The following is a 24,989-nucleotide window of genomic DNA, read 5'->3' on the forward strand; positions in this document are numbered from 1 at the left end:
AATGGGTATGTTTACAGATGAGCTTTACTTTAAACCCAGACTTCAAGTCATTAACGACGATCAGATCGCCCAGCTTCATATGGCAACCCTGGATGTTCTGGAACGAACGGGGATCAAGCTGACCCATCCAAAGGCTTTGGAACTTCTGGCGGATGCCGGGGCAACCGTTAATGGGGACCGGGTAAAAATTCCGTCCTGGCTGGTGGAGGATGCCATCCGGAAGGCCCCGAAACGGGTGGTTCTCGGCAAACGGACCGGAGAGAGAACGGTGACCCTGGAACGGGACAAATCCTATTTTGGTCCCAGCCTGGACTGCATCGATTATATGGATCCCGTCACCCATGAGCGCACCCGCTTCAACAGCGACCATGTGGAAACAACGGCAGCGCTTTGTGATGCACTGCCCGGATTTGACTGGTGCATGACCATCGGCATGGCCGATGATGTGGATGCAGACATTGCCGACCGCGTGGTGGCCCGGCAGACGCTGCAGTACTGTGAAAAGCCCCTGGTTTTCTGCTGCAAGGACACCAACAGTGTCAAAGATATCCATGAGATGGCCCTGTTGATGTGCGGCGGACAGGAAGCATTTGAAAATGCCCCCTGCCTGGTCCACTACTCAGAACCCATCTCGCCCCTGGTGTACTATGATCCTGCCGTGGACAAGATTCTTTTCTGCGCGGAAAAAAAGATTCCCCTGATCAACTTTCCTGCCCCCCAGGCCTGTGGATCCGCCCCGGCCACCTTTGCCGGAATACTGGTTCAGGCCAGTGCAGAATCATTGAGCGGACTGGTGATCCATCAACTGGCCCGGCCGGGTGCCCCGTTTATTTACGGGGCCTTTACAACCATCATGGACATGCGGACATCCATATTCTCCTATGGCGCACCGGAACTGAGCCTGATGACCGCGGCCCTGGCCCAGATGGCCCAGCATTACCGGCTGCCCTTTTTCGGGACGGCAGGGGCCACGGATGCCAAGTTCTGTGATGCCCAGGCAGGCGCGGAAGCGGCCTTTCAATGCCTGAGCGCAGCGGCCGCAGGATCCGGCCTGGTCCATGACTGCAGCTCCTGGATGGATCACGGCAACCTGGTTTCACCGGAATTCATGGTACTGGTCAATGACATTGTCACCTCCGTCCAGCACTACATGAAAGGCATTCCCATCACCCGGGAAACCCTTGCACTGGATGTGATCCACAAGGTGGGACCGGGCGGTCACTATCTCCAGGAAAAGCATACCATGGACCACTTCAGGGAGATCAAGTACTCGGATCTGTTTGAACGCGACATTTATGAAAAATGGAAAGGCAAGGGGGAGAAGAGAATGGAACAGCGGCTCCAGGAGCTGACCATTGAAAAAATGAAACACCGGCCGGCCCCGCTGGACCAAAAAGTGATCCAGGAACTGGACCGGATGCAGGCTGCATGGAAATAACCCGGCGATCTGCCTGAAGATGTCATCCCCCTGCTGGCCATGGCGCAAATTAAAAAATCAGTATTTGAGCCTTGTATCCCTTTTGAATAAGTGCGTCGCCATACTGATCACCTCCTTTAATTTCACACATTGATTTGTGGAAATTCAAGATAATATTTTATATTCCAACCCGGCTGCACAATACAAAGGCATGAATGTCAGTTTCTGCTCCGGCAGCTTTTTGAAAATCCCGCTGTAAAGCACAATTCCCTCAGGGCAGTGGGGATATTTTTCAAGCATCAGATGAAGGCTTTTCAAACTTCCGCCGGCGCCGGATTTCACCTCTACGGGATAAATCGTTCCCTGACGTACCGCCAGATAGTCCACTTCGGCACTGCTGCTCCGGGCATCCCTTGCCCAGTAATACAGTCCGGAGCCATCTTTTCCGGCCAGCATTTCCTGGGCGACAAACTGTTCTGCGAGGAGGCCGCGATACATGGCCAAAAGATTTTCCTGTCTGAATTCCAATTCCACGGGAACCTGGCAGATGCGCTGCAACAACCCGATATCCAGCATGGTGGCCTTGAATTTCTTGTGATTGGCTGTGGCTCCCAAAGGCAGTCCCGTGGGATCGCAGGCCGGAATTTTGTGAATGAGCCCTGCCTTTACCAGCAGATCAAACGCTTTATGATTCATCTGCCCGGAATGTCCTGCATTGAGGCGGGTATATTTCAACTGCCGCCCGATATTTTGGGCAACATTCAGAAACACCGCATCCAGGCAGGTAATATCCATTTTCGGCGTATATTTGGAAAAATCATCGCGATATGAATCAAGAATTTCCGATTGGACAGCAAATGCTTCGATCATCGAGCCGGCATCACGGTAAGTCTTGATGCATTCAGGCATACCCCCGACAAAAAAATAGATCTTCAATTCATTCAGGATCTTTTTCTGAATTTTCGGGTCCACTTCAGACGGAGATTTGCGTATAAACTCCGCCATCGGTTCTTTGCCTACAGCATTGAGATATTCATAAAATGTCATGGGATGCATGTATAGATACTGGACCCGTCCGACGGGAATGGATATGTCGCCAAACGCAAACTCCAGCAGTGATCCGGCAGCGATCACATGCAGTTCAGGCATCTGCTCGTAAAAATACCTCAGGGCCATGATGGCCCGCGGGCAGGCCTGAATCTCGTCAAAGAACAGCAGTGTTTTACCGGGAATAATTCTGCCGGCTTCCAATTCCAGATAGACCAGAATTTTTTCAGGATCAAGATTGTCCTCGAAGAGGGTATGGATATCACGCCTTTTTTCAAGGTCGATTTTGACAAACCGGTCAAACTGTCCGGCAAGAACGTTTTCAACCAGCCAGGTCTTACCCACCTGACGCGCCCCTCGAATGATCAGGGGCTTGCGCCGTGACGCATCTTTCCACTCGAGAATCTGTTTTGCAGCCAGCCGTTTCATAAACGCAGCCTCCTTGCCATTATCAAAATCAGGTACTGATGTTAACATGAAAACGTAGAAAGTCAATGTTGTTTCTATTATACCAGCGTGAAAACTCAAGAAACTATTGTTTATTCATATAAGGTCCCAAAAGATATTTATAAAATTGCTTTACCTGACTAAAAACATCTGATAAGGAATCAAATCAGCGAAACAACCTGGTAAAAAGGTCCAATAAAACTAAAAGGTTGATATAACCTGTCATGGCCCTGACATCGACACAAATTCCTCTTTCTTCCATCATTCTGGATGAGTCGATTTATCCCAGAAAAGCAGTCGATCACAGGCGGGTGGCCATATTTGCCGAAAACATCCGGGATGGGATTGCCTTTGATCCCATCGAGGTGGAACCCTTTCCTGACAAACCCGGTTTCTACCGCCATCTGGACGGGGTACACCGATGGCACGCCTACAAGGCAACAGGCGTGGAAATGGTCACTGTCATTATCAAAGATCTGGCCGGGGATGATCCCCTGCTGTATGCAGCAGCCAAAGCCATCGGGCCGAAACAGTTGACAGAAGAAGAAGCCAGGGACACAGCCCGCCGGGCATATTCAGGAAACCCCCGCCTCAGTTCTGCGGAGATCGGAAAGGCTGTCGGCCGGGCCAGACGAACTGTGGACGGCTACATCGCCGATCTTCGTGCCGCCACCCAGATGGACACGGACATCAAGATATTCCGCATGCACCACTTGGGCATGCCCCAGGACCGGATGGCACAGCGGCTGGGCCTGAATCAGAAAACGATACATAACCATTTAGGAGATTTGGCAACATTGCCAAATCTCCTAAATGCCGATTTATCCCGGGGATTCACCGTGGCCCAGGTGGCTGAAAAGCACGGCTGGCCCGAGCCTCTGGTCTGGTCCCTGGCCCTGGAGGGCAAAAATGATCATGACCGGTTCAAAGCACTTGGCTGGGGATTCCGGACCTGGGACCAGTGGGAATTCAATGACTGTGACGACCGGTTCGGGGATGACTGGCCCGGCCGAATCCCGGCCCAGCTGGTCGCCCATATCCTGCGCTATTTTTCCCAGCCCGGGGACCTGGTCCTGGACCCCATGGCCGGGGGCGGCGTGACCCCGGACACCTGCCTTGCCATGAACCGCCGGTGCTGGGCATTCGACATGGAGGACCGGCCCGATACCCGCCCGGAAATCGAACCCTTCACCTGGGAGATCTCTTCGGATCAAGGGCTGTCCTGGCCTGTGAGCGCCAAGGGAAAACCAGACCTGGTCATTTTTGATCCGCCCTACTTTGATAAAAAAGCCGGGGAGTATGATGAAAAAAGCATTTCCGGACTGTCCAGAAACGATTATCTGGATTTTCTGGCGGCGTTTTTTGCCCGAATGAAAAAACATGTCAAAAAAAAGACCCGGCTGGCGTTTATCAATGCAGACTGGCGGGATTTTCAGAACACCCCGGCAATGGCTGAAACACACAAGGGCGGCATCCTCATCGACGATTACCTGGAGATCCTGAACAAAACAGGATGGTATCACACCCATATCATCCAGGCCCCCCTGTCCTCCCAGCGCTTCAGCCCCGGCATCGTTTCAGCCATGCAGAAACGAGATATCCTGGGCGTTACCAGCCGGTATGTGATCATTCTGAACCAGCAGGGGAAAGCATGATGCAGGTTCAGTCTCCCATGCCGGTGGAAATGTCTGTGAATAATGAACAGAGTGCGTATGATATTTTTAAAATTAAAATTGCTTTACCTGAGAAAAGACATCTGATATGGAATCAAATCAGCTATTAAGGCGGTATACAGATCTGGAGTTGCTTCAAATTCTTTTGTTATCCAGTTTGTTATTGGAAAAATCATGATATCCAGATCAGCTCAACAACTTGTTACATTAAGCCTAGTCGGCGGACATCGCCTATTTTAAAGGCTATACAGAATTTTAAACGTTTGAAAAACAAAGCTTTTAAACACCTATGGAGATAACTTTACCGGAGAACGGGGGCAGCCCTCCCGCAAGAATTTCGCCAGTCATGTCATTTGCAAAAAGACGCAACTGCCACGCCTGTCATAATTCTTGCACCGTGCTGCCCCCTTATCTCCTCTGCTTTGGGCTCCGATAACCTATGACGACGCTTTGCAGCCATACACAACTTCCGGAAAAGCTTCAATCAAGCCCAAACCTTGGTGATATATTCAGGAAACATGGTAATCAATTTCGATCGGTACACCGACTCCATCCACGGCAGCATAAGGTCATGTACGATATTGAGCATTGCCGATGCGGTGAGTTCGGCACCCACTGGGAGGTTTGCGACACTTGCAGCCACATGGAAAAAGGATACAACTCCTGCCGGAACCGCCACTGTCCCGGCTGCAACCATATTGCCCAGAAACGATGGGTTGATGCAAGAAGCAATGATTTGTTGCCTGTGTCGTATCACCATTGTGTTTTTACACTACCGCATGAGTTCAACCCCATCTGCCAGTATAATCGGCGAGTCATGTATGACCTGTTGTTTGAAAAATCATCAGAAACACTGCTGGACTTCGGACACAACCCCAAACGTCTGGGCGCCACCATAGGATTTTACGGACTTTTGCACACCTGGGGCGGAAAGATGTGGCAGCATCCCCATGTCCATTTCATCACAACCGCAGGGGGAATCGCCCCTGACGGCCACTGGGTCGAACCAAAATACCACAGCAGTTTTCTGTTCCCGGTAACGGCATTGTCAAACGTATTCAGGGCAAAGTTTCTGGAGGGACTGAAAGAGATCCACCATAAGCTTAAGTTCCCGGACAACTTGAGTTTTCTTGCAGATCCCAACACCTTCAGCCAGTGGCTGTACCATGAAATCCCCCTGGAATGGGTGGTTTTCTCCAAACCGCCCTTTAAAGGCCCCGAAGAAGTGGTCAAGTATATCGGCAGATACACCCACCGGTGCGCCATCAGCAATAACCGGATCATTGCCGAAAAAGACGGCAACATCGAATTCTGGTTCAAGAACACGAAGAAAGATGCCCGTTGGGAAATCACATCCCTGCCTGTGATGACCTTCATGGAGCGGTTCCTGTATCATGTGCTGCCCAAACATTTTCACCGCATCCGGTATTACGGGTTCCTGGCCAACGGAAAGGCGAGAACCAACATTGAATCCATTCGTCGGGATCTGGCAGTTGAAACTTCAAAGCCTGCGGCCCCACCGGAAGAAAACCGGATATGTCCGCACTGCGAACAAGGCAATATGATAACCGTCCTGATCATAGATGGCCGCGGGAACGTCATTGTTGATGAAACCGACCTGGCAGACCCTGCTGCTGTAATGGATACAACATAGCCTGGGAGAACTATCATGATCAGTTTTAAATCCGAATACAGCCTCTGCGATCACATAGGTGGACTGTGCCCAGACAAAGATATCAACAGGATTTTTGAGCAATACGGATGCAGAATCGACCAGAAAAGCAGTCAAAAGGCAAAGGATATTACAAATATGGTAGAGGATGGAACCAACTTTCTACAGTCAAATCCGGAAATGAATGGTTGGCGTCTTTTACTTTACACCAAGGAACCAAACGTCCGGGCTTCGACCCGGTTAATGTAACAAATCAGTTCGAACGGATGCGATTCGGCATTTTTTTGGCTATGTGATCACCGCTCAACTGAACGTTTGCTATAGTAATTAAAAAATGAACCTGGCATTTGAAGCGGAGGGAAAGGATGGAGATCATAAACCTGCTTGGTAGTTCATTGGGGCTTGCACTGGTGGCAGGAATTAACCTTTATGCAACTGTTTTAACAGTCGGCCTTGGTGTAAGATATGACCTTATCACTCTTCCGCCACACTTAGAGGCCCTGACGGTTTTGGCACACCCTTATATAGTTATTGCCGCAGGAATAGCCTACACACTTGAATTCTTCGCTGATAAAATACCTTGGGTAGACAGCCTTTGGGATTCCATTCACACTTTTATCCGCCCGATTGGGGCGGCTGTAATAGGCATTAAAGCAATTGGAACGGTTGACCCAATAATAGAAATATCAATATTTTTGCTTTGCGGTGGCATAGCACTCTCTTCACACTCAACTAAAGCAAGCATTAGGTTGGCAGCCAACCATAGCCCTGAGCCATTGAGTAATGGGGCATTAAGCATCGTTGAAGATGTTGCTGTCATTTGTGGTGCTTGGTTGGCCTTGAAGCATCCAGCCGTAGTTCTTGTTGTATCCGTATTATTCTTGATTGGTTTTGTATATTTTGCCCCAAAAATATTTCGCCTCTTAAGAATGGAGCTCCTTGGCATCATGGCGTTATGGCGAGCTATTGTACTTAAAAAACCAGGCGTCCAATTAACAATCCAGCCAGATATAGTTCCTGAAAAATACAATAAAATCATCACAAACGAACTCTTTTCTGGTGGTGGGAACTTTTGCGTTCGTTGCTTTTCAGGAAAAGGTTCTAAAATTGCGAGAAACAAGTTAGGTTTTTTATGCAAAATTGACAACGAGTTGTTTTTCTTGACAAAGAAAGGGAATCGTTTTCCAAAAATAAATTTTGAACCGGCCCAAATTAATAAAATCAGCATGAACAAAAAGCTTATTCTCAATCATTTAACTATTCAACATGGCAACGAAGAAACTCGATTGGTTTACACCAAAGACAGACAATCTCATTTTGAGAAACTTATTGAATTATTGCTATGGCCACAAAATTCAGTTGGATTTTGTAGAATCATGAACATTTCTCCAAAGCCAGATAAATTTTCTCCGGCAGATTGTCTATTTTTATCAATTTCCTGAAGCCCGGCAATACACGATCGGTAGGAGAAGTTGAAGAGGTTGCTTCATATCCATTGATTTCGAGATCTGCGAACAGTCCTTCAAGATTTTCCTTCCCATTCAGAAGCAGGTGCATGTATTCGGGGTTTTTCAGATTTTTTATCAAGGGCGTGTCAGCCAGCATTGCATGCAAGACCCGCCGCATGGAGTTATCACCGGTTTTTCTTCGATGATCACGGCGCAGACCCCGAAAAAATTGTTCCAGCAGATTATTGGTGCGCTGGGGATGGATGGTTATTTTTCCGGACGGGGTATCGATATCGATAGGATCTGCAAACAGTCGTTCATCGTACTTGTCGATCTGTTTGGCCAGCTTTTGGCAAAGCAGATCTCTTTTATATCTGGCGTTTTTATCAAGTTTCGAACGGAATCGGCGGACGGCTTTTCGGATACTTTTCATAGATTTGTGCGATCCTTCATCATTCAAACCGTTCCGTCCGGAAGGATCGGCAATACGCATTTTTTCCCGGAGATCATCAAATAGAATGGTCCGCCATTCAAGATCGTCAACAGATCGCTTGAAATTAGGATCACCACAGAGATCATTTGTCAGTGTATTAAGCTTGCAAAACAACCGTTTTCCGACTCGGTCTACATGGGAGACCTGATCCTGCATGATCGGAAGATTTTTGTTCAACTTCACAATTCTGCGGGCGAAGGCCAGAAGTGGTCTATCAAACGGGAATCCATAACCGTTTCCCTCTTTTTTGCCCTGCAGGCACCACAGGCACAGGGAATAGATCGAAACCAAAGATGTCAGATTCATGTTTTCTACAGCAGGGTCTTCTGTGATGGCATTTTTCAGTTGCCCCGCATCAACAGTTTGGGCTTCAATCCGCTGGAGAAGATCCCGGATCATTTCACCCAGCCGGGTGGTGGCGGCATGTTTTTGCAGGGTTTTTCTCAATTGACCGTAAGAGGGTTCGAGCAGATCCTTTCCGGCATCCCGCAGAAAATGAAAATGGCAGACAAAGTCCCGGATACCGGGAAAAACCTGGGTTACTGCTTTACAGATACCGGTCCCCATGTCATGGACACAGGCAATGGGGTTTCCGTAGTTGTTTTGAAGCTGCTCAAGAAAAGGCACGATATGATCGGCATGTTCGCTGGGGATTTTTACATTGCCCAGTACAATCTGTTTCAGACCGTCCATACCGGTCATCAGTACCGGTGCATCTCCTTCATGAGTAGCGTCCAAGTGCAATATGTATCCACCATTGCGGTTCATGGCCTGTTCAATGCGAGGTGTGGCCTGCCGGTGCGCCAGTGCGAGATAGATGATGAATTTTCGCCCAAGGTACGTGACTTCTGAATGGCTCAAATCAATGTTTCTGAGCTTCAATTCATGGCAGACCTGATCGATTGTCAGGCAACGCTGGAAAAGGCTTTTACCCACAAAAACAAGGACATCCCAGGCCACATTGCAACACCTGGGAACAATGTTCCTTAGATCTTTCGATCGGTGAACCTGCCGGCATGTCCGGCAGTAGTGCAGAGTTTCATGGGCTTTAAAGGGACCGGTCATGCAAAACACAGTTTTCCGTCTGGTTTTCTGGACAAAAAGAGTCTTGCCGCAGGAACAGCGATTTTCTTCGGGCCGGAACCTTACGACCGGCGGCTTCGGGAACAATGCCCCCGGCAGTGTATCGTGATAAAGCCGGATCAAACTCTGGCGCAGTGCAAGCCAGGCTTTGGCTTCGGAATTCAGGCCTTTTTTTTTAACCCGTGTGCATCGAAAAGCATTTGAATCTGCGCAGTGCTGATTCGTGCCCCTGTTTTTTGCAAAACAGATTTGGCCAGCTGTTGCAAATCTGTACCGGGATTCTGGATAAATGCCACAAGGATCTGCACAGCCAACTCCGCCGGCAGGGGTGCAGGTTCGGTTTGAAGCGCTTTTTTCTGAGCATCGGCTTTGATCGGATCGCCGGCCAAATACACATAGGAGCCGCCATGTTTTTGTCTTTGCAGCTGACCCTTTCGGTACAATTGAACCAGAACAGCATGGCAGCGGCATCGAAGCAGCTGACCCAGATGATCGGCTGTCATCCCGGATGTACTTTTCTCGATCAGATTCACCAGTGTGTGGGTCAATGGACCATGTCTTGAAAATCCGATATCCCGGTAAAACCACAAACCCTTGCTGCTGAAACGGGGAATCGAAGCCAGGGTGTACCATTTCCCATTGTGGGAAAAACTGCTGAAGTAACCGGTTTTGGCCAGGAACCGCCGAACCGAAGGGATGGAGTAGTTCATTCGCTCGGCCAGTGGTTGGATCATCCAGCACTTGTTTTCCTGAAAGGCTGAAATCAGCTTCTGGTCGGGTGTTGTTTCCATATGTACCAGCACCTCCTGATAAAGTATTGCAAATATACTCTAATCCAGCTGAGTATTTGCAATACTTTATCAAAACCGGGCCGGCATTACAAGCTTTAATTTTGATTTTTACTATCAAGTAATATAGCCCATGATGCTTGATTATCAGCATGTTGGTCATTTTTTCTTTCTTATCGGTCAAAACAAAAATGAGCAAAGCAATCATAAAGAAATGATCAAGTATGGCATTTTTGAGGTTGTAACCGATTGACATTATTGAATCCAACCGTTATTTGTGGTCATAGAATTATTGAATAGTTCTCTATCAAAACAACCAGACCTAAAAGAATAGCGGAGGCCACATGATTAAACTAACTATTTCTGAAAAACTTGAACCAATTTGTGACTTTATCGATAATCGTCTGGTTTTAATTATGGCTGAAAAAAAACTTCGCCAACTTAATCTTATGGGAGAGTTAAAACTTTTTTTTAAAGAAGAATACAAAGTAAAAATTATCGATAATACAGTGCTTTATTTAGAAAAAAATCCCCAAAGGATCTCTTTGACAATATCTACCATTGAAAAGAAAGGTGATAAGCCAAAAACAGATCACTTTGGGGTATCTATAACGAATAAAAATGATAGTGAAACTGAATTCTATATAGATACGTTAAATGAGGCATTCAAAAAAGGTATTTTAAGCATTGAAATGAAAAAGAAAGTTTTTACGATGAAAATTGTCGGATATGCATTTCTTGCTATTCTTTTACTTTCCATCATCTCAGTTACAGGTGGCCTAGCTTTCATTGGCCTTTGTATATTAGCAATTATTATATCTCCTATTCAATATTTGCTAAACAAGAGGATGTTTAAAAAAACACAACAAAAAATGGAAACGCTTGTATCAATTTTTGAGGAAGAATTTAATGTGATCAATAAAACTAACACCAATGACTGGATTAGCTTTTGGGGCCAAGTAAAAAGCGATATCAAAGATGAGGTTAAGACCTCACTTCCATTCTCTTACCGTTGAATGAATATTGGAAAGTAGCATAACAAAGCTTTTGCAGCGGATCGCAAAAAGCCGCGCCCGCTGAAAAGCGGCGTTGGGCCACCATATCTGCTCAACACAACTAAAAAGGAGGAAACATGACACCTGAAGAATTTGAAACAATGGTCGCAGATGCGAGTAGGATGGTTGGACAGAATAAATTTGATGAAGCCATTTCACTTTGCAAGGAGGCGCTAAAATTCGAGGCTTGTGATGAAGAACCATTTGCTCGTATTTGGCCTGCGGGGACTATAGTAGCAGCCTATGCATTTAAACATAAAGATAACGAACCAGATCCGGGTACCGATGCCTATGAGGACTTAAAGAAATACACGAAAATAACCTTGGATGCTTTTGATAATCTTGATGTTGACCAACAGGAGCATTACAAGAATTCGAATCAGTTATTTCACATGTTACGCCCATTGCTTGAAATTACACAAGCGGGGAAACCGTTAAGCGATTTGAATGCACCCCCGCCTAAAAAGTCTGGCTGTTTTGTGGCAACTGAAATTTATGGATCGTATAATGACAGTAACGTACTTGTATTGAGAAGTTACCGCGATAACGTTTTATTGCCATCTCAGTTAGGTAAATTTTTAGTGAATGTGTACTATACAGTATCTCCTTCAATTGCTATTTTTCTGAGCAAAGTTCCAGTTTTAAAGAAATTAATAAGGAAATTCGTTCTTCAACCATTTGTTGATCATCTATCTTCGAATAATCAGTGAGACTGGAGGTTTGAAATGGCAGCTACGATAATCGGTCGCGTAAAATCAGGCAAAGGTAAGAGCTACGAAGTAAAATGGGATCAGTCCAATAGAGATGTTTATGTTTCATGGGGAGGTTGGTCTCATATCGGAAAAGCGTCTTCTGCTAATGAGGCTATGAATAAAGCTGAAGCTTGGCTTTATAACAAATAAGGCCCAACATCCGCATTAACTCGGACTGGGAAAAGCCGCGCCGCTTCGCTATGCAGCTTTTCCCAGCCGGTTATGCGGGGCGTTAGCCTTCCAAAGGCCGAAATGAGAGAGGTTTGAATGACATCAACCCAAAAAACAGATAATTACCACCGTTCATGTCCAAAATGTGGTCATATAAAAGCTATAACCGAGCTTGAATGCCCCAAGTGTGGCATAGTCTATGAAAAGTACGAAAAGTTACAAAATCGAAGAAAAGAAGAAGCTAAATTAGCCAAAGAGCAAGAGGCAATAAAGAAAGAAAAACATGAAAACACGAAACAGCAGCATGAAGAGAAAAGATTACGAAGGGAACATTTTAAACAAAAAAGTAAAAATAAAATCAAAAAATTATTTAAGCCGTCACTGAAAAAAATATCTATAGCTCTATTGATATTATGTGTAACAGGTGTAAGTGCTTTTTTTTATAGCAAAAGCAAGTATGGCAGTGAATATATTGCAAATCTAAAACTTGCCAACTCTATTATGGCTTTGTCGACAATAAAATGTGTTGAGATGAGTGAGCAATATTCAACAGTATGGCGTGAAGCAATAGAGGATAAGTATAATTCTGATTTTAGTGATGATATCAGAGAACAAAGAAGAAAATTTGAACTTTACGGTGATATTAGAAAAATTGATGAGTCAAAGAAACTCGCAGAAGAACTTCTTCAAAAATTAAATCAACCAAATGAACCGTATCCTCAAGCTCACAAAAAAATCGTTGAACTTTATGGGGTGTATTCTCAATTACATTCTCTTGCCCAATCACCATCAGGTTCGTTAATGACATACAACAAAAAAGTAAATGACCTTCAAAGTCAATATATAAAAATTGTTAATGAATTAAAGGTTCTATTGCCAAAAGAAAAATAATTATGAAATACGACAATCTTCTATATTTAGATATAGATTTCTTATCAGAGAAATACGAAGAGGAAACTGGCGTGGCACCAAGTACTGTCATTTCTAAAAATGAAGGTATGGATGCGCAGGCAGGAGTTTCTTTCTTGAAATCGAAGCTTCATAGCCAAGTTACAAAGCAATATACCGCGTCAAATCAAGTTATGCTCAAGGCTACAAGAAAATCCCTTGAACAATATCCAAAATCCACACACAGCTTGGAAGTAGGAATGGTGCCTGGGAATTATTGGGTTGAGGGTGAATTGTCTATTGGACAATGGGGGGAAAACAAAAATTCAAAAACTGCCTTAAATCAATTTTATGAAATCAAATCTGGAGAAATAACATATTCGCTACTTCCTCAAAACGAATATTTCCTCGCTAATTTGCAGGCTCTTGAAATAATTTCTCCAGCCTTGCAAAGGCACATAAATATTCCGGTGACGATGCTATGTAAGGTACTGTATCCATTACCTGATATCAAAACTATCGTATCGACACCATATATCATTCAAACAAAAGGCTATGGGGATAGGGAGTAGCCTCGCGGCTACCCCCTCCCACACCACCCGGCATACGGATCGCGTACCAAGGCGGTTCGGCTGATCAGGAAAGTTAGTTACCGGGAAGATATAATCCTTTGTTGATGAAATACTGCCCCGGCATTGCGTAAGCAACCCATTTAACCCTGCTCATCCGCCAGTATTTCTTGCGGGCGTTTCCGCAAGTCATGGCATGTTCATGGTCGATACCGAGCTTTTCAAGGTTTCGTACCTTGGTCCGGGGGTTCTTCCACTGCTTCCAGACCAGACACCGAAGACGCCTGATTATCCAGGTCTTCAACGCTTTCAGTTTGTGTCTGGCTTCAGCGAGGCGAAAGTAATTCCACCAGCCCCTGAGGTACCCGTTCAGCTCTTTGATAACCTGCTCCAGGCTTTTACCACAATTGCGGTCGGTCAGTTCTCGGATTCGCTGCTTGAACCGTTCGATGGTTTTGGCATGAATCTTAATTTTGGACTGCCCGTACATGTGAAAGAAGGTAAATCCGAGAAACTTTCGCAGCCAGGGTCGACTGACCTCGCTTTTCTCCTCGTTCACCTTCAGCCTAAGTCTGACGGTTAAGAACCTCGTGATACTGGTGTACACCCGCTCGGCCGCCTTGCGGCTTTTGCAATAGATTCTGAAGTCGTCGGCGTATCGGACGAATTTGTGCCCTGTTGCTTCCAGTTCCTTGTCCAGTTCATCCAGGACGATATTTGAAAGCAGTGGTGAGAGCGGGCCGCCCTGGGGCGTTCCTTCTGCGCATAGGTGACCACGCCGTTGATCAACGTTCCGGCATTGAGGTATCCGCGTATCAGTTTCAATACGCGCTTATCCTTTATCCTGGATGCCAGGCGACTCATCAGCCTGTCGTGGTTCACCCTGTCGAAAAACTTCGATAAATCCATGTCGACAACATAAGTGTATCCGTCCAACAGGTATCGTTTCGACTGCAGGATCGCGTCATGGGCCGACTTTCCGGGTCTGAATCCATAACTGAAATCAGAGAAGGTCGGGTCCCAGATCTGTTCCAGAGTCTGGCCGACAGCCTGTTGGATGATCCGATCCAAGACGGTCGGGATTCCGAGTAAACGGACCCCGCCGTCCGGTTTGTCGATTTCTTTGCGCCTTACCGGCAAGGTTTTGTAGCTCCCATTGAGCAAAGCCTCCTTGATTTTGGGCCAATGCCGTCTCAGGTATCCGCCGATTTGGCCGACGGTTATCTTGTCGACTCCGGGGGCTCCTTTGTTGGCGCGGACCTGTTTCAAGGCTCTGAGCATATTCCGGCGTTCAAGGATTATTTCCAGTAGCCGGTCGTTCGCCCCCAGACGTTCGGCCAGGTGCAACGCTGTGAACATTTCCATCTGCTGTGGCCGTATGTTCATAAGTACGCTCCTCCTACTTGTCGTTATCATTTACCCGTCCCATTCGAGTCGGGCACCGTTCAGGCCTTCATCGGGGTGAGTCCTCCGGGTATACTTCTCCCTCATTGAGGGAGGCCCGGCTCGTTTCCACCGAATACTATGCCCTCTGCTGACTTCTGCCACACGCTCGCCTCCCCTTTCGAGTCGGTCAGTCCGGACAACGGACAGCGTGGCAGATCTCCCGGGGTAAACACACGTCTTTCGATACATGGATGCCGAGTATACGGACATTGCCTGAGATGGATAGAGGACTTTGCCTTGTGTTGCAGGCTCGTCCCACAATGCACGCCTGACTCGATTTCTGTTCGTCACCCCGTACCTTTGCGGCACCCAGCCTCGGCAGGGCAGCTTCCTCCCGAAGCACCGTCACCGGTACCCTGTTGCTTGCCGCTACACCCTTCGCCTCCATCGGGCTGGGTCTAAGACTTGCCAAAATTATCAAAAGGATGGTAACCTTGGCTCACTTTTAAGAACGTGTGCCGTGCCCGGCACACAACCATCGCATCAACGCGAACTGGTAATTTCGCTGCGCTCAATTACCCGCCGGTTATGCGAACGTTAGGAGATGAAACAGATGGAAATACCGAAGTTCAATGAAACTTTCATGCCAATTTTAAAGATATTGCGGACGGGAGAGGTCCTTCGCCATCGAGAACTTTTGAAGCGCGTCCAGGAACAGTATTACTCGAATCTGCCTGAGGATTTGCTGCAGCAGAAGACAAAGAGTGGTGAGATTCTGATTGAAAACCGGATTGCGTGGGGCAAGTCCTATCTCAAGAAGGGCGGTCTTGTTCATTATCCCAAACGAGGTATGGTTGAGATAACGGAGAAAGGGAAGGAAGCCTGCACCCGGGGAATAACGCTGGGAGATCTTGAATCCAACTTGATGGACTTCTACGCCGACGAGAAGACCAGACAAGGAGAAGCGCCACCTGCCACAGAACAATCTCCACAGGATCTCATAGACGCAGGTTTTTCAAAAATTGAAGGCCAGGCAAAATCTGAATTGCTGGAAAAGCTGCGAGAATTGGATCCTTTCTATTTCGAAAAGGTCATTCTCATCCTGCTGAAGAGAATGGGATATGGAGACTTCACCGAGACGTCTAAGACTGGAGATGGCGGCATTGATGGTGTGATTGACGAAGACAAACTTGGACTGGAAAAGATTTACATCCAGGCAAAACGGTACACTGACAACAAAGTCCGGGAAACCGACATGCGTAATTTCATCGGCGCGATGAGTGGAGACACAAGAAAAGGCGTCTTCGTGACAACGAGCAGCTTTGATGAAAAGGCAATAAAGAAAGCCCGCGAGGCGCATCATACGATTATTCTTGTGGACGGAAAGCGACTTGTTGATCTCATGTATGAGTATAATGTCGGCGTTCAGGTTCACAGTCAGTACGAAGTGAAGGAGATCGATTCTGACTTTTTTGAAGCCTCGTGAATCACCAATGAGCCAAGATTTGATAGCATGGAATACCACGCACGAGAACGCAGACTCTGGTCATAGTAAATCAAATATGGAAATCGAAAATTTAAAAACAAAGACCTCAACGCCCTTGATGGATTGTTCAGGCAATTCTGGGGAGAGTAATCCATGACAGGATTCAACCCGATATTCACTATCACCAACCGCATGACATCCGCCATCACCCGGATTGAGCGTGCGCGGGGGTTTCTGGAGGCCGCCAGGTTATCCGACGACTGGGTCAGGGATATGGGAAACCAGGCCCTGATCAAAGAGGCCCATCATACCACCCATATCGAAGGGACAAGGCTGACGCTGGATCAGGCGGAACGATTGTGGAGAGGTGAAACGGTCCCCGGAGCCGATCCGGATGATACCATGGAGTTATTGAACTACAGGTCTGCGTTTGAATTTGTATCCGAATGCCTGGACAGCGGAGATCCCATTACGGAAGCAATGATACGGGAAATTCATCGAAAACTGGTGGAGGGAGTTCGAGGCGGCAAAGCTGATCCGGGAAACTATCGGCGGATTCAAAATTATGTGGCCAATTCATCCACGGGCGAGGTTATTTATACGCCCCCATCTGCCGTGGAAGTACCAATCATGATGTCTGAAATGGTCACATGGCTGAATTCGGATCTTGAGGTTCACCCCGTTTTAATCAGCGGGATTGCCCAGTTCCAGCTGGTCCATATTCATCCCTTTCTTGACGGGAATGGCCGGGTATCAAGGTTGTTGTCAACCCTCTGTCTGTACAGGGCCGGGTATGATTTCAAACGGCTGTTCACCATCAGTGAATATTATGACCGTAACAGACCGACTTTTTATAAAAAAATCCAAAGCGTTCGTGAAAACGACATGGATATGACGGGATGGCTGGATTATTATATCACGGGCCTGGAAACCCAGATGATTGAGGTCAAAGAGCGCGGCGAACAGGTCATTCGCCGGGATGTGCTGACACAGAAACACCTTCTGAACGAAAGGCAGGCCAAAGCCATTGAATACCTGCTTCAACATGAGAGGCTGACGATCCAGAATTATGAAGCACTGTGTCCGGAGGTAAATCGGCGCACCTTACAGCGGGATCTCAAAACAATGATTGAAAAAGAACTGATCGCCAGTGAAGGCGCCACAAATCAGCTGGTCTATCGGTTGAAGGCATGAACTTGCGGCATCTTGTGACAAAAACTTGTGACAGACTCATGCCATAACTTGCGACATCAACAAAATCATGCTGACGGCGGGGCCGCACTGAAAATCCCATAACCTGCCCAGACGGGCTAAAGGCACGACCTAAGCATCTCCCAGGACCGAATTAATCGGTGAGCTGTTTAACAGAAAGCGTGTTGTTCTCAATGGCCAGCTGTTGCTCCGTTGTGCCACTGACTCTTTAAAATCCGAGTGAAAATTTTATAGCCCGTCCGACATCAACCATTTTGGCCGGAGGAAGGGCGGTAATCAGAGCGCCGATTTTCCCTCGGGAAACCGTCTGCAAATGGTCACAATTGACAGCGCAATTACGGGGCATGCCGTCAGCAGCCGAAAGAAACACTTCGGACGGTATATCACGGATTGTACTTGTCACAGGTGCCACGGTGACTTCACCAAGATATTCCAGTACGGAATTTCGTGTAAGGATAAGCACCGGTCTTTTTTTATCAGGATTTACAAACTTGTACCAGCGAATTTCACCCCGTTTCATTCATCCCCCCAGGCATGCTCTTCTTCCCACACAGAAAACTCGTCCGCCGCAACCGGTTGCTTCGCATAGCCTTGCCGGTGCTTTTGCTCCAGCTGCTCAACATTATAGCGAGACAGAGCCTCACGAAGTGCCTTTCGCGTGAACGCCGACCGGGTTGTGCCAAGCTGTTTTGAAATACGGTCAACTACCTGGACAAGATCGTCATCAAGGGTCATCTGGATTGTTCTCATGGCGCACCTCCATAGCATGGATAATAATAGCTATATTAATCCACACGATTGCGTATGTCAAGTCCAGGTTGACCCTGGCAAAGTGACTGTTCCCCATCCAAAGAAGGATCTCCCTGTCGGAACACTTCGAAGTCTTTACCGGCAGGCGGGTTGGCAATGGAGGTGAAACTATGAAATACCCGGTGGTTATCCACAAAGATGAAAATTCAGATTATGGGGTGACGTTTCCTGATTTACCGGGCTGCTTTTCCAGTGTACTGGTTCTTAAGTTGTCTGATTTTTCCATGGTCGAACCAGCGCCGGCCTCTCCCGGTCACCGATAGCGCTGGGTCGGGTTCTGTTCGGCCAGCACGGTGTAGCGGCCGATGGTTTCGCTGATCCCGGCAACCAGATTCACAATCGCCGGAGTGAGGATGTATGGCGGTCGATAAACAGAATTCATCATCCACCCACCCTTGCCATAACGGCATTCAACATTTCTGTCTGTTTGGCGATGCCGTCGGGTGCGGCAAAGGCGGTGTCGAAGTGCTGTTCCAGCAGCTGGGCCGTCTGTTTATTCATGACTGCCTTTCTGCCGCAACATGGCGCGTCCTTTATCTGTGAGACGGTATTTCAGCCATCAGTTACTTCTTACTCTGCTCACCTTTTATGGCCATCAGCAGGCTTCTGACTTGCCCTGCGACTTGCCCTGCGACTTGCCCTGCGACTTGTTTTGACTCTGCCCCTGACTCTGCCTTGGTCCCGACTTGTCCGAAGACTTGAGCCCTGGCTCGGAAAGTGGCCGGCCACGTTAGCTCTCCTCAAAAATCCTTGCATTTTCCATCTAAAAAATGCATACCAATATGTATTGTTGATGCATATAACAAGAAAGGTTAAAAAAATGAGAACCACATTAAATATCGATGATGACCTTGTTGAGAGAGCATCTAAACTAACTGGAATAAAAGAAAAAACATCTCTTGTTCGTAAGGGGCTTGAAGCCTTGATCAGCCTGGAGAGCAGTAAGCGTTTAGCTGCGCTCGGGGGAAGCGAAAAAAAAATCCGGATGCCGAGACGTCGAAGATCGGAGTCATAAAAAATGATTCTTGCCGACACAAATGTCTGGATCAAACATTTCAGAGAATCTGATGCTGAACTGATTTCTCAATTAAATATCGGCTTTGTTGCCTGCCATCCATTTATAATTGGAGAGTTGGCCTGTGGTAACCTGGGCAATCGAGCAGAAATCTTGATGCTTCTCCAGGCACTTCCCCCGGCACCCCTTGTTGAAGCTACAGAAATTTTAGAATTTATCGAAAATAATTCACTAATGGGGCGGGGCCTTGGATATGTGGATATTCATTTGTTAGCTTCTGCCATTATAGGCAATGTTTTCCTTTGGACTTATGATCGACGTCTCAATGACGCAGCTATAGAGCTCGGTGTCGCGTACCCGGGGAGCTAACAACTTCCACCTATACATCCTGGCGAAATTCTTATTGAAGAATTTTTAAAGCCCATGGGAATCAGCCAGTATCGTTTGGCAAAAGACATAAGTGTGCCTCCAGGGCGAATAAATGAAATTGTGCATGGTAAAAGATCAATTACCGCAGATACTGCTCTCCGGTGGGACGTTTTTTCGGTATGTCCCCCCAGTTCTGGTTAAATCTCCAATCTCGATACGATCTCGAGATGACCGCAGATTTTTTGGTGGACAGGCCGCCGGGGTTGGTGAAAAGCTGAAATGTGTGCCGCTTTTCCAAATTATCCGTCGCAGCGGATAATCTTGCAAAAATTGCTTTATCTGAAAATTAAGTTCTGGTAAAAATTCAAATCAGGAAATTATTTATACCCCGCCATCTGCGGTGGAAATACGGATCATGATGTCTGAAATGATAAAAGGTAAGGCGGATATGGCAAAGAATAAAACAAAAAAAGATACGGCACTGGCCAAACTGATTACAGCAGCACCGGCAGAGGCCCTTTCAGAGCTGATACTTAATCTAGCAGAAAATGATCCTGAGATACGTCGAAAGTGCTTTGATTATTTAAAGAAAAATACAGCTGTTTCCAAGATGCTTAAACGCCAGTCGGAAGGGGAGGCCATCCTGTCCATATGGGCTGAACTGCTGCCCGATCTTGAGGATCTGGATGCTTATGGCGGCGGACCTTATGGGGTGGAAGACCAGGTGTGGGAGTTGCTGTATGAAATTACAAAGCGCCTGACTTCAAAAAAGGTCGATGAAACGTATCGACGTGAAATACTCGACTCTGTTATACCGTTTATTAAAAGCGGAAATTCAGGGGCGGTGGATGCACTGGATGAGCTTGCTTATGCTGCCTGTTATTCCGCTGCTGAATTGCGTTACCTTGCCGAAAGCCTGGAAGCGATGCATGATGAGTGGCAAACCCGCAATGCCCGCAACATTTATCGGCAGATCGGGGACCGTGATAAATACCTTGAGCTTCGGTTGAAGTATATGGAAGTTGGCGCTGATTACCATGATCTGGCTGAGTTTTACTGGGAAACAGGAGAGAAGGAAAAATCGATTCAGATCGCCCAAAAAGGACTTAAGAAGGCAACAGGGCGGATGGATGAATTGCGGGCATTTTTGGCCGAACGGGCCCAGGAGGCGGGTGACCGGACGACCTGGAACGAACTTCAGTTTGATCAGGCGACAGATCGTTTAACCCTTGATAAATACAAAAAATTCAAAATCGCGTGTACAGCGGAAGAATGGAAAGAGTATGAACCCAGACTCCTGAAAAAAATGAAAGATACCGGAAAAACCGAGCAGATGAAAATCCATATGGATCGAAAAGAATACGACAGTGTTGTGAATCTTTTGTCAAAATGCAGTTATCCACAATACAATTTTGTCAGCGATCCGCATGTAAGCATCGCAGAAAAACTTGAAAAACAGTACCCTGAAAAAATTCTTAAATGGTATATTTCCGGTCTGGGTAATCTTTCTTCCAATCACAAAAGAGAAGAATATACAAGAAAGGCTGAAGTAATGGCAAAAGTTCGCCATATGCTGGTCAACGTGATGAATGATGAAAGCAGATGGGAAAAGCTGGCAGCCAAAGTCAAAAATGATAATCTCAGACGTCCGGCTTTTCAGCAGGAATTTGCCAGTATTGTTCCGGGATGGACGGCGATATAATAATGAAATCAAGGACTATACATGGTTCTGTCCTTGGCAGATAGCACTGCGAAGAAGCGGTGGTCATTGATGGAGAATGCTATGGACGAACCACATTAAAACACCTGACCACTTTACAAGTATTGAAAACTTTATCATTGACTTTGTTACAATATTTGTGTCAAATATCCATGACTTTATGCCAATTATACCCTTCGTCCTCGGTCAGACCTCCTTTCCAATGACAGTCTCCCCAGTTCTGGTTAAATCTCCAATCGCGATATGATCTCGATTTTCAGACAATATCGACAAATTATTTTCAGCATGGTATTAATGAAAATATCTGTTAAGGGATAATCGCAAAAAGGGGGTAAATTATGGGCAAGCAAACAGTTTTAATCGTTGATGACGAACCGGATTTTGTGACAATGCTTAAACAAGACCTTCACAGTGAGGGATATGCCGTTGAAGTTGCCTACAATGGGGTCGAAGCGATTCAAAAAGTAAAGCAGAGCCCGCCGGATATCATTGTACTGGATATCATGATGCCGGAAAAAGATGGCTTTGCAGTATGTTCCGAGCTTAAAAACGATGACCGGTATGCAGACATCCCCATCATTTTACTCACTGCGGTGTCAGACCACGTCAGCTCATCACAGTATTCCCATTCCCAGGCCCTGGATGTGGAAGCTGATGATTATCTGTCCAAACCGGCATCATTTGAGGAGATCCTGGAGAGCATCAGATCGCTTTTAGCGTAAAGTGACTTATTCCGTTTCTCCGGTTTTGGCATTGCAGGGCAAAATTACCGTAAACAGGCTGCCGTGGCCGGGCTCACTTTCCACATGAATACTGCCTTTCAAAGAGTCGACCAGTGATTTGACTATGGTAAGCCCCAGGCCTGTTCCATTGATGAAACGGGTGTTGTCATCTTTCACCCGGTAGAATTTTTCAAAAAGCCTGGGCAGATGTTTCTGTTCAATGCCGAACCCGTTGTCTTTTACTTTTACCCGGACATTCTCGTCTCTGATATCCATTTCTATGGATATCTTACCCCCCTCCGGGGTATATTTGATGGCATTTGTGATCAGATTACCAAAAATGCTTTCAAGCGATAAGGGGTCGCAGACCAGTGTGGGCGTTTCAGTCTCCGGCAGTTTCAACTCAATGGACTGGTTCTTCTTTTTGGCCTGGACTTCCTGATATTCGACGATTTTTTTGATAATGTCTTCCACATGCACCTTGACCGGGTCCAGGCATTCTTTACCGGCTTCAATCCTTGAGATATCAAGAAGATCACCGATCAGAGAGATTAAGCTTCTGGTTTTGTCCCTGGCACGGCCAAGCAGATACTGGTTGTTTTCAGATTTAACGGATTGACCTGATTTTTCTGAATCACTTGACTTGATAACCATGGCAAGCTGATCATGAATGACAGACAGAGGGGATCGAAGCTCATGTGACACCTTGGCTACAAACTCGGGTTTCAACCGTTCAAATATTTTCAAATCCGTGATGTCAGAAAGCGTCACCACCGCCCCCATGCATTGGGCATCCTCGTTTAAAACCGGCCGGCCCTCGGCAAGGATATACCGCTGATCCGGTAACACAAATTCATGGGAAGTATCCTTATCCGCTTTGTAATGGCCTTTTGAAATTTTTATGATGTAATCGCACAACCCTTTATCTTCAATGCACCGCTCGATATTTTTACCCAGACAATTATCCTTGCCCTGGTCGAGACATTTTTGAGCCACCGGGTTCATCAAAACAATCTGGCCCTGGGTATTGGTCACCAAAAGGCCGTGGGGCAGGGTTTCAATAATCGTACGGATACGGCTTTGTTCTGTTTCAAGATCAATCAGATTTTTCTGCTGTTCCCGTTTAAGGGCATTTGCCTCCAGCGTCAGGCGCAGGGTTTTAAATGCCCTTTTAATGACGATTCTCAGTCCGTCCGGTGTAAACGGTTTTGAGATAAAATCATATGCGCCTTTTTTCATGGCTTCAACGGCGGCTTCAACGGTGCTGAAGCCTGTAATCATGATCACCAGAACAGATGGAAACTGTTCTTTGATCTTTGCCAGGACGTCAAATCCATCCATGCCGGGCATTTTAATATCACAGAGGACTAAATGAATATCTTCGTTTTCAAGAACCTGTAACCCGTCCGGCCCATTTTCTGCACAGAACACCTCATACCCCATCCGGGAAAGAATCCATTCACACCCATCCCTGATATCTTTTTCATCATCAATTACCAGTATTTTGGGGATATTTTCCTTATCTGCCATGACCCGGTCCTTTCATATCCGGTGGTGACAATAACAATTCAATCACAAATGCCGTGCCTGAACCCACGGTGCTCTCCGCATAAATATTTCCGCCATGGTCCTGAACAATCCGGTAGGCCAGACTCAATCCCAGCCCGGTTCCTTTTCCCGGTGCCTTGGTGGTGAAAAACGGATCAAATACCTTTAAAAGCATGTCATCCGGTATGCCAGGCCCTGTGTCTGCAATTTCAACAAACACCTTGTCTTTTTTCGGTGACACCCAGCAGGATAAAGACAAATCGCCTTTTCCTTCCATGGCATCGGCAGCATTTAAAATGATATTCATAAACACATGTTTTATCTTTTGAACGTCAACCGGCACAAGGGGAATGGGTTCATCAAAATCCCTGTGAATCTTTATATTTTGAAACAATGTCTGGTCTTCAACCAGGGAAAGGGTTTGTGACAATATCTCTTTGATATCCTGAGGGTGTATTTTATTGTCTGTCTTTCTTGCGAATGTCAGTAATTCATTGACGATAGATCGGCATCGGTTTGCATTGTCAAGAATCCGTTTAAGACCTTTTACGGCCCCTTCGGGCAGCGGGTACTCTTCCATAACCAATTGGGAAAAAAGGGTGATACCGCCCAACGGGTTGTTTAACTGGTGGGCCACCCCTGCAGCCAGTTCGCCAATGGAAGACATTTTTTCCGCCTGGAGCAGCTGGGTGTTTGTCCGCTCAAGTTCCGCCTCAATTTCAAGGGTTTCCCTTAAATCATGAAAAAAGCCCAGTGTGGCGACCTCTTTGTCGCCGTCATATACAATTGCGGCATTGATACTTATGGGTATTTTTTCTCCGGTTTTTTTTTGAATCTTTGTCCGGAAGGATCGTAAGGTTCCCTTTTCACCATACGCGTCGCTTCTGAGCAGTTTCATGATATTCGCTGCGACGTCATCGGGATAAATATTCCGGATATCGAGTTTTCCGATCACCTCATTCGCCGCATATCCTGAAATATCACATGCCGCGTCATTGAAAATCAGAATCTCACCCGTCATATCCGAGGCAATGATGCCATCCACGGCACTTTTAATCAAATTGTTTAAAAAAGCATTGGACTGTTGAAGCTTTTTTTTCATCTTTTCCAACTCTGTCCGCATATGCTGTTTATCCTTCAGCCATGATTGAATGGATAGGGAATCCGTGTTTATTATATTCTCACGAAATCTATTATTCAACTTAAAAGTCAATTCAC

27 protein-coding genes and 1 pseudogene are annotated in these 24,989 nt (G+C 46.5%); 19 read left to right on the forward strand and 9 right to left on the reverse strand.

The genetic code is table 11. The features are described from left to right. Position 1: 1 nt before the first annotated feature. Complete coding sequence (locus DPO_RS02895) at positions 2 to 1,438, forward strand: trimethylamine methyltransferase family protein (protein ID WP_006964160.1); 1,437 nt, start codon at positions 2 to 4, stop codon at positions 1,436 to 1,438. Positions 1,439 to 1,582: 144 nt separating this feature from the next. Here DPO_RS02895 and DPO_RS02900 read toward each other — a convergent pair whose 3' ends face one another. Then, positions 1,583 to 2,893 (reverse strand): ATP-binding protein, encoded by a 1,311-nt coding sequence (locus DPO_RS02900; protein ID WP_006964161.1) that lies wholly within the window; start codon positions 2,891 to 2,893, stop codon positions 1,583 to 1,585. 242 nt (positions 2,894 to 3,135) lie between these two features. Here DPO_RS02900 and DPO_RS02905 point away from each other — a divergent pair, with 242 nt between their 5' ends. From DPO_RS02905 to DPO_RS02920, 4 genes are all read left to right on the forward strand, one after another. Further along, complete coding sequence (locus DPO_RS02905; protein WP_006964162.1) at positions 3,136 to 4,566, forward strand: DNA methyltransferase; 1,431 nt, start codon at positions 3,136 to 3,138, stop codon at positions 4,564 to 4,566. Between the two features lie 457 nt (positions 4,567 to 5,023). After that, positions 5,024 to 6,238, forward strand: coding sequence for an IS91 family transposase (locus DPO_RS02910; protein ID WP_083911963.1), 1,215 nt, complete (start codon positions 5,024 to 5,026; stop codon positions 6,236 to 6,238). 15 nt (positions 6,239 to 6,253) lie between these two features. After that, a complete protein-coding gene (locus tag DPO_RS02915; protein WP_006964165.1) occupies positions 6,254 to 6,505 on the forward strand; it encodes a hypothetical protein in 252 nt (83 codons plus the stop codon). Between the two features lie 116 nt (positions 6,506 to 6,621). Next, positions 6,622 to 7,698 (forward strand): DUF4126 domain-containing protein, encoded by a 1,077-nt coding sequence (locus DPO_RS02920; RefSeq protein ID WP_006964166.1) that lies wholly within the window; start codon positions 6,622 to 6,624, stop codon positions 7,696 to 7,698. On the opposite strand, the gene DPO_RS02925 is transcribed toward DPO_RS02920, so the two are convergent. Continuing rightward, positions 7,631 to 10,324, reverse strand: a complete 2,694-nt coding sequence (locus DPO_RS02925) for a hypothetical protein (RefSeq protein WP_201765585.1) — start codon at positions 10,322 to 10,324, stop codon at positions 7,631 to 7,633. The genes DPO_RS02920 and DPO_RS02925 overlap by 68 nt on opposite strands. 88 nt (positions 10,325 to 10,412) lie before the next feature. On the opposite strand from DPO_RS02925, the gene DPO_RS02935 reads away from it, so the two are divergent. The 5 genes from DPO_RS02935 to DPO_RS02950 all read left to right on the forward strand — a co-directional run bounded on the left by DPO_RS02935 (position 10,413) and on the right by DPO_RS02950 (position 13,506). Beyond that, positions 10,413 to 11,084: a hypothetical protein gene (locus tag DPO_RS02935; RefSeq protein WP_006964169.1), complete on the forward strand. Its 672-nt coding sequence runs from the start codon at positions 10,413 to 10,415 to the stop codon at positions 11,082 to 11,084. Between the two features lie 116 nt (positions 11,085 to 11,200). Continuing rightward, on the forward strand, positions 11,201 to 11,833 hold the full coding sequence (locus DPO_RS23630) for a CFI-box-CTERM domain-containing protein (protein ID WP_006964170.1): 633 nt from the start codon (positions 11,201 to 11,203) through the stop codon (positions 11,831 to 11,833). A gap of 15 nt (positions 11,834 to 11,848) precedes the next feature. Next, complete coding sequence (locus DPO_RS25475; RefSeq protein WP_006964171.1) at positions 11,849 to 12,025, forward strand: hypothetical protein; 177 nt, start codon at positions 11,849 to 11,851, stop codon at positions 12,023 to 12,025. A 117-nt stretch (positions 12,026 to 12,142) separates the two neighbouring features. After that, positions 12,143 to 12,937 (forward strand): hypothetical protein, encoded by a 795-nt coding sequence (locus tag DPO_RS02945; RefSeq protein ID WP_006964172.1) that lies wholly within the window; start codon positions 12,143 to 12,145, stop codon positions 12,935 to 12,937. 2 nt (positions 12,938 to 12,939) lie between these two features. Further along, complete coding sequence (locus tag DPO_RS02950; RefSeq protein ID WP_006964173.1) at positions 12,940 to 13,506, forward strand: hypothetical protein; 567 nt, start codon at positions 12,940 to 12,942, stop codon at positions 13,504 to 13,506. Positions 13,507 to 13,579: 73 nt separating this feature from the next. On the opposite strand, the gene DPO_RS26555 is transcribed toward DPO_RS02950, so the two are convergent. Then, on the reverse strand, positions 13,580 to 13,993 hold the full coding sequence (locus DPO_RS26555) for a group II intron maturase-specific domain-containing protein (RefSeq protein ID WP_236609894.1): 414 nt from the start codon (positions 13,991 to 13,993) through the stop codon (positions 13,580 to 13,582). A 66-nt stretch (positions 13,994 to 14,059) separates the two neighbouring features. Beyond that, positions 14,060 to 14,919, reverse strand: a pseudogene (gene ltrA, locus DPO_RS26560) (group II intron reverse transcriptase/maturase); the annotation flags it as partial. Positions 14,920 to 15,502: 583 nt separating this feature from the next. Here ltrA and DPO_RS02960 point away from each other — a divergent pair. Beyond that, entirely contained in the window at positions 15,503 to 16,375 is an 873-nt protein-coding gene (locus DPO_RS02960; RefSeq protein WP_006964177.1) for a restriction endonuclease, read from the forward strand. A gap of 153 nt (positions 16,376 to 16,528) precedes the next feature. Further along, complete coding sequence (locus tag DPO_RS02965) at positions 16,529 to 17,569, forward strand: Fic family protein (RefSeq protein WP_006964179.1); 1,041 nt, start codon at positions 16,529 to 16,531, stop codon at positions 17,567 to 17,569. Positions 17,570 to 17,795: 226 nt separating this feature from the next. On the opposite strand, the gene DPO_RS02970 is transcribed toward DPO_RS02965, so the two are convergent. Continuing rightward, the gene (locus DPO_RS02970) at positions 17,796 to 18,107 is read right to left on the reverse strand and encodes a type II toxin-antitoxin system PemK/MazF family toxin (protein ID WP_006964181.1); all 312 of its coding nucleotides are present in this window, start codon (positions 18,105 to 18,107) and stop codon (positions 17,796 to 17,798) included. Beyond that, positions 18,104 to 18,337 carry a ribbon-helix-helix domain-containing protein gene (locus DPO_RS02975; RefSeq protein WP_006964182.1) on the reverse strand — a complete coding sequence of 78 codons (234 nt, stop codon included), beginning with the start codon at positions 18,335 to 18,337 and terminating at the stop codon, positions 18,104 to 18,106. Before DPO_RS02975 ends, DPO_RS02970 begins: the two co-directional genes overlap by 4 nt. Before the next feature lie 16 nt (positions 18,338 to 18,353). On the opposite strand from DPO_RS02975, the gene DPO_RS26670 reads away from it, so the two are divergent. Next, positions 18,354 to 18,503, forward strand: coding sequence for a type II toxin-antitoxin system HicA family toxin (locus tag DPO_RS26670; protein ID WP_083911984.1), 150 nt, complete (start codon positions 18,354 to 18,356; stop codon positions 18,501 to 18,503). A gap of 4 nt (positions 18,504 to 18,507) precedes the next feature. After that, positions 18,508 to 18,660 (forward strand): type II toxin-antitoxin system HicB family antitoxin, encoded by a 153-nt coding sequence (locus DPO_RS26675; RefSeq protein WP_201765586.1) that lies wholly within the window; start codon positions 18,508 to 18,510, stop codon positions 18,658 to 18,660. Here the strand turns inward: DPO_RS26675 and DPO_RS26410 are convergent. After that, positions 18,651 to 18,782: a hypothetical protein gene (locus tag DPO_RS26410; protein WP_006964184.1), complete on the reverse strand. Its 132-nt coding sequence runs from the start codon at positions 18,780 to 18,782 to the stop codon at positions 18,651 to 18,653. The two genes, DPO_RS26675 and DPO_RS26410, sit on opposite strands and share 10 nt — an antisense overlap. 435 nt (positions 18,783 to 19,217) lie before the next feature. Here DPO_RS26410 and DPO_RS02980 point away from each other — a divergent pair, with 435 nt between their 5' ends. From DPO_RS02980 to DPO_RS02995, 5 genes are all read left to right on the forward strand, one after another. Further along, entirely contained in the window at positions 19,218 to 19,412 is a 195-nt protein-coding gene (locus DPO_RS02980) for a type II toxin-antitoxin system VapB family antitoxin (protein WP_040011407.1), read from the forward strand. A 3-nt stretch (positions 19,413 to 19,415) separates the two neighbouring features. After that, the gene (locus tag DPO_RS02985) at positions 19,416 to 19,781 is read left to right on the forward strand and encodes a type II toxin-antitoxin system VapC family toxin (RefSeq protein ID WP_006964189.1); all 366 of its coding nucleotides are present in this window, start codon (positions 19,416 to 19,418) and stop codon (positions 19,779 to 19,781) included. A gap of 54 nt (positions 19,782 to 19,835) precedes the next feature. Then, complete coding sequence (locus DPO_RS24385; protein ID WP_006964191.1) at positions 19,836 to 19,982, forward strand: helix-turn-helix transcriptional regulator; 147 nt, start codon at positions 19,836 to 19,838, stop codon at positions 19,980 to 19,982. Positions 19,983 to 20,196: 214 nt separating this feature from the next. Then, positions 20,197 to 21,483 carry a KH domain-containing protein gene (locus tag DPO_RS02990; protein WP_006964193.1) on the forward strand — a complete coding sequence of 429 codons (1,287 nt, stop codon included), beginning with the start codon at positions 20,197 to 20,199 and terminating at the stop codon, positions 21,481 to 21,483. Between the two features lie 356 nt (positions 21,484 to 21,839). After that, positions 21,840 to 22,223 (forward strand): response regulator transcription factor, encoded by a 384-nt coding sequence (locus DPO_RS02995; RefSeq protein ID WP_006964195.1) that lies wholly within the window; start codon positions 21,840 to 21,842, stop codon positions 22,221 to 22,223. Positions 22,224 to 22,229: 6 nt separating this feature from the next. Here DPO_RS02995 and DPO_RS03000 read toward each other — a convergent pair whose 3' ends face one another. Continuing rightward, positions 22,230 to 23,753, reverse strand: coding sequence for a hybrid sensor histidine kinase/response regulator (locus DPO_RS03000; RefSeq protein ID WP_006964197.1), 1,524 nt, complete (start codon positions 23,751 to 23,753; stop codon positions 22,230 to 22,232). Further along, positions 23,743 to 24,894 carry a two-component system sensor histidine kinase NtrB gene (locus DPO_RS03005; protein ID WP_006964199.1) on the reverse strand — a complete coding sequence of 384 codons (1,152 nt, stop codon included), beginning with the start codon at positions 24,892 to 24,894 and terminating at the stop codon, positions 23,743 to 23,745. Before DPO_RS03005 ends, DPO_RS03000 begins: the two co-directional genes overlap by 11 nt. Between the last annotated feature and the right edge of the window lie 95 nt (positions 24,895 to 24,989).

The sequence above is a fragment of the Desulfotignum phosphitoxidans DSM 13687 genome (genome assembly GCF_000350545.1).
GTDB lineage: Bacteria > Desulfobacterota > Desulfobacteria > Desulfobacterales > Desulfobacteraceae > Desulfotignum > Desulfotignum phosphitoxidans.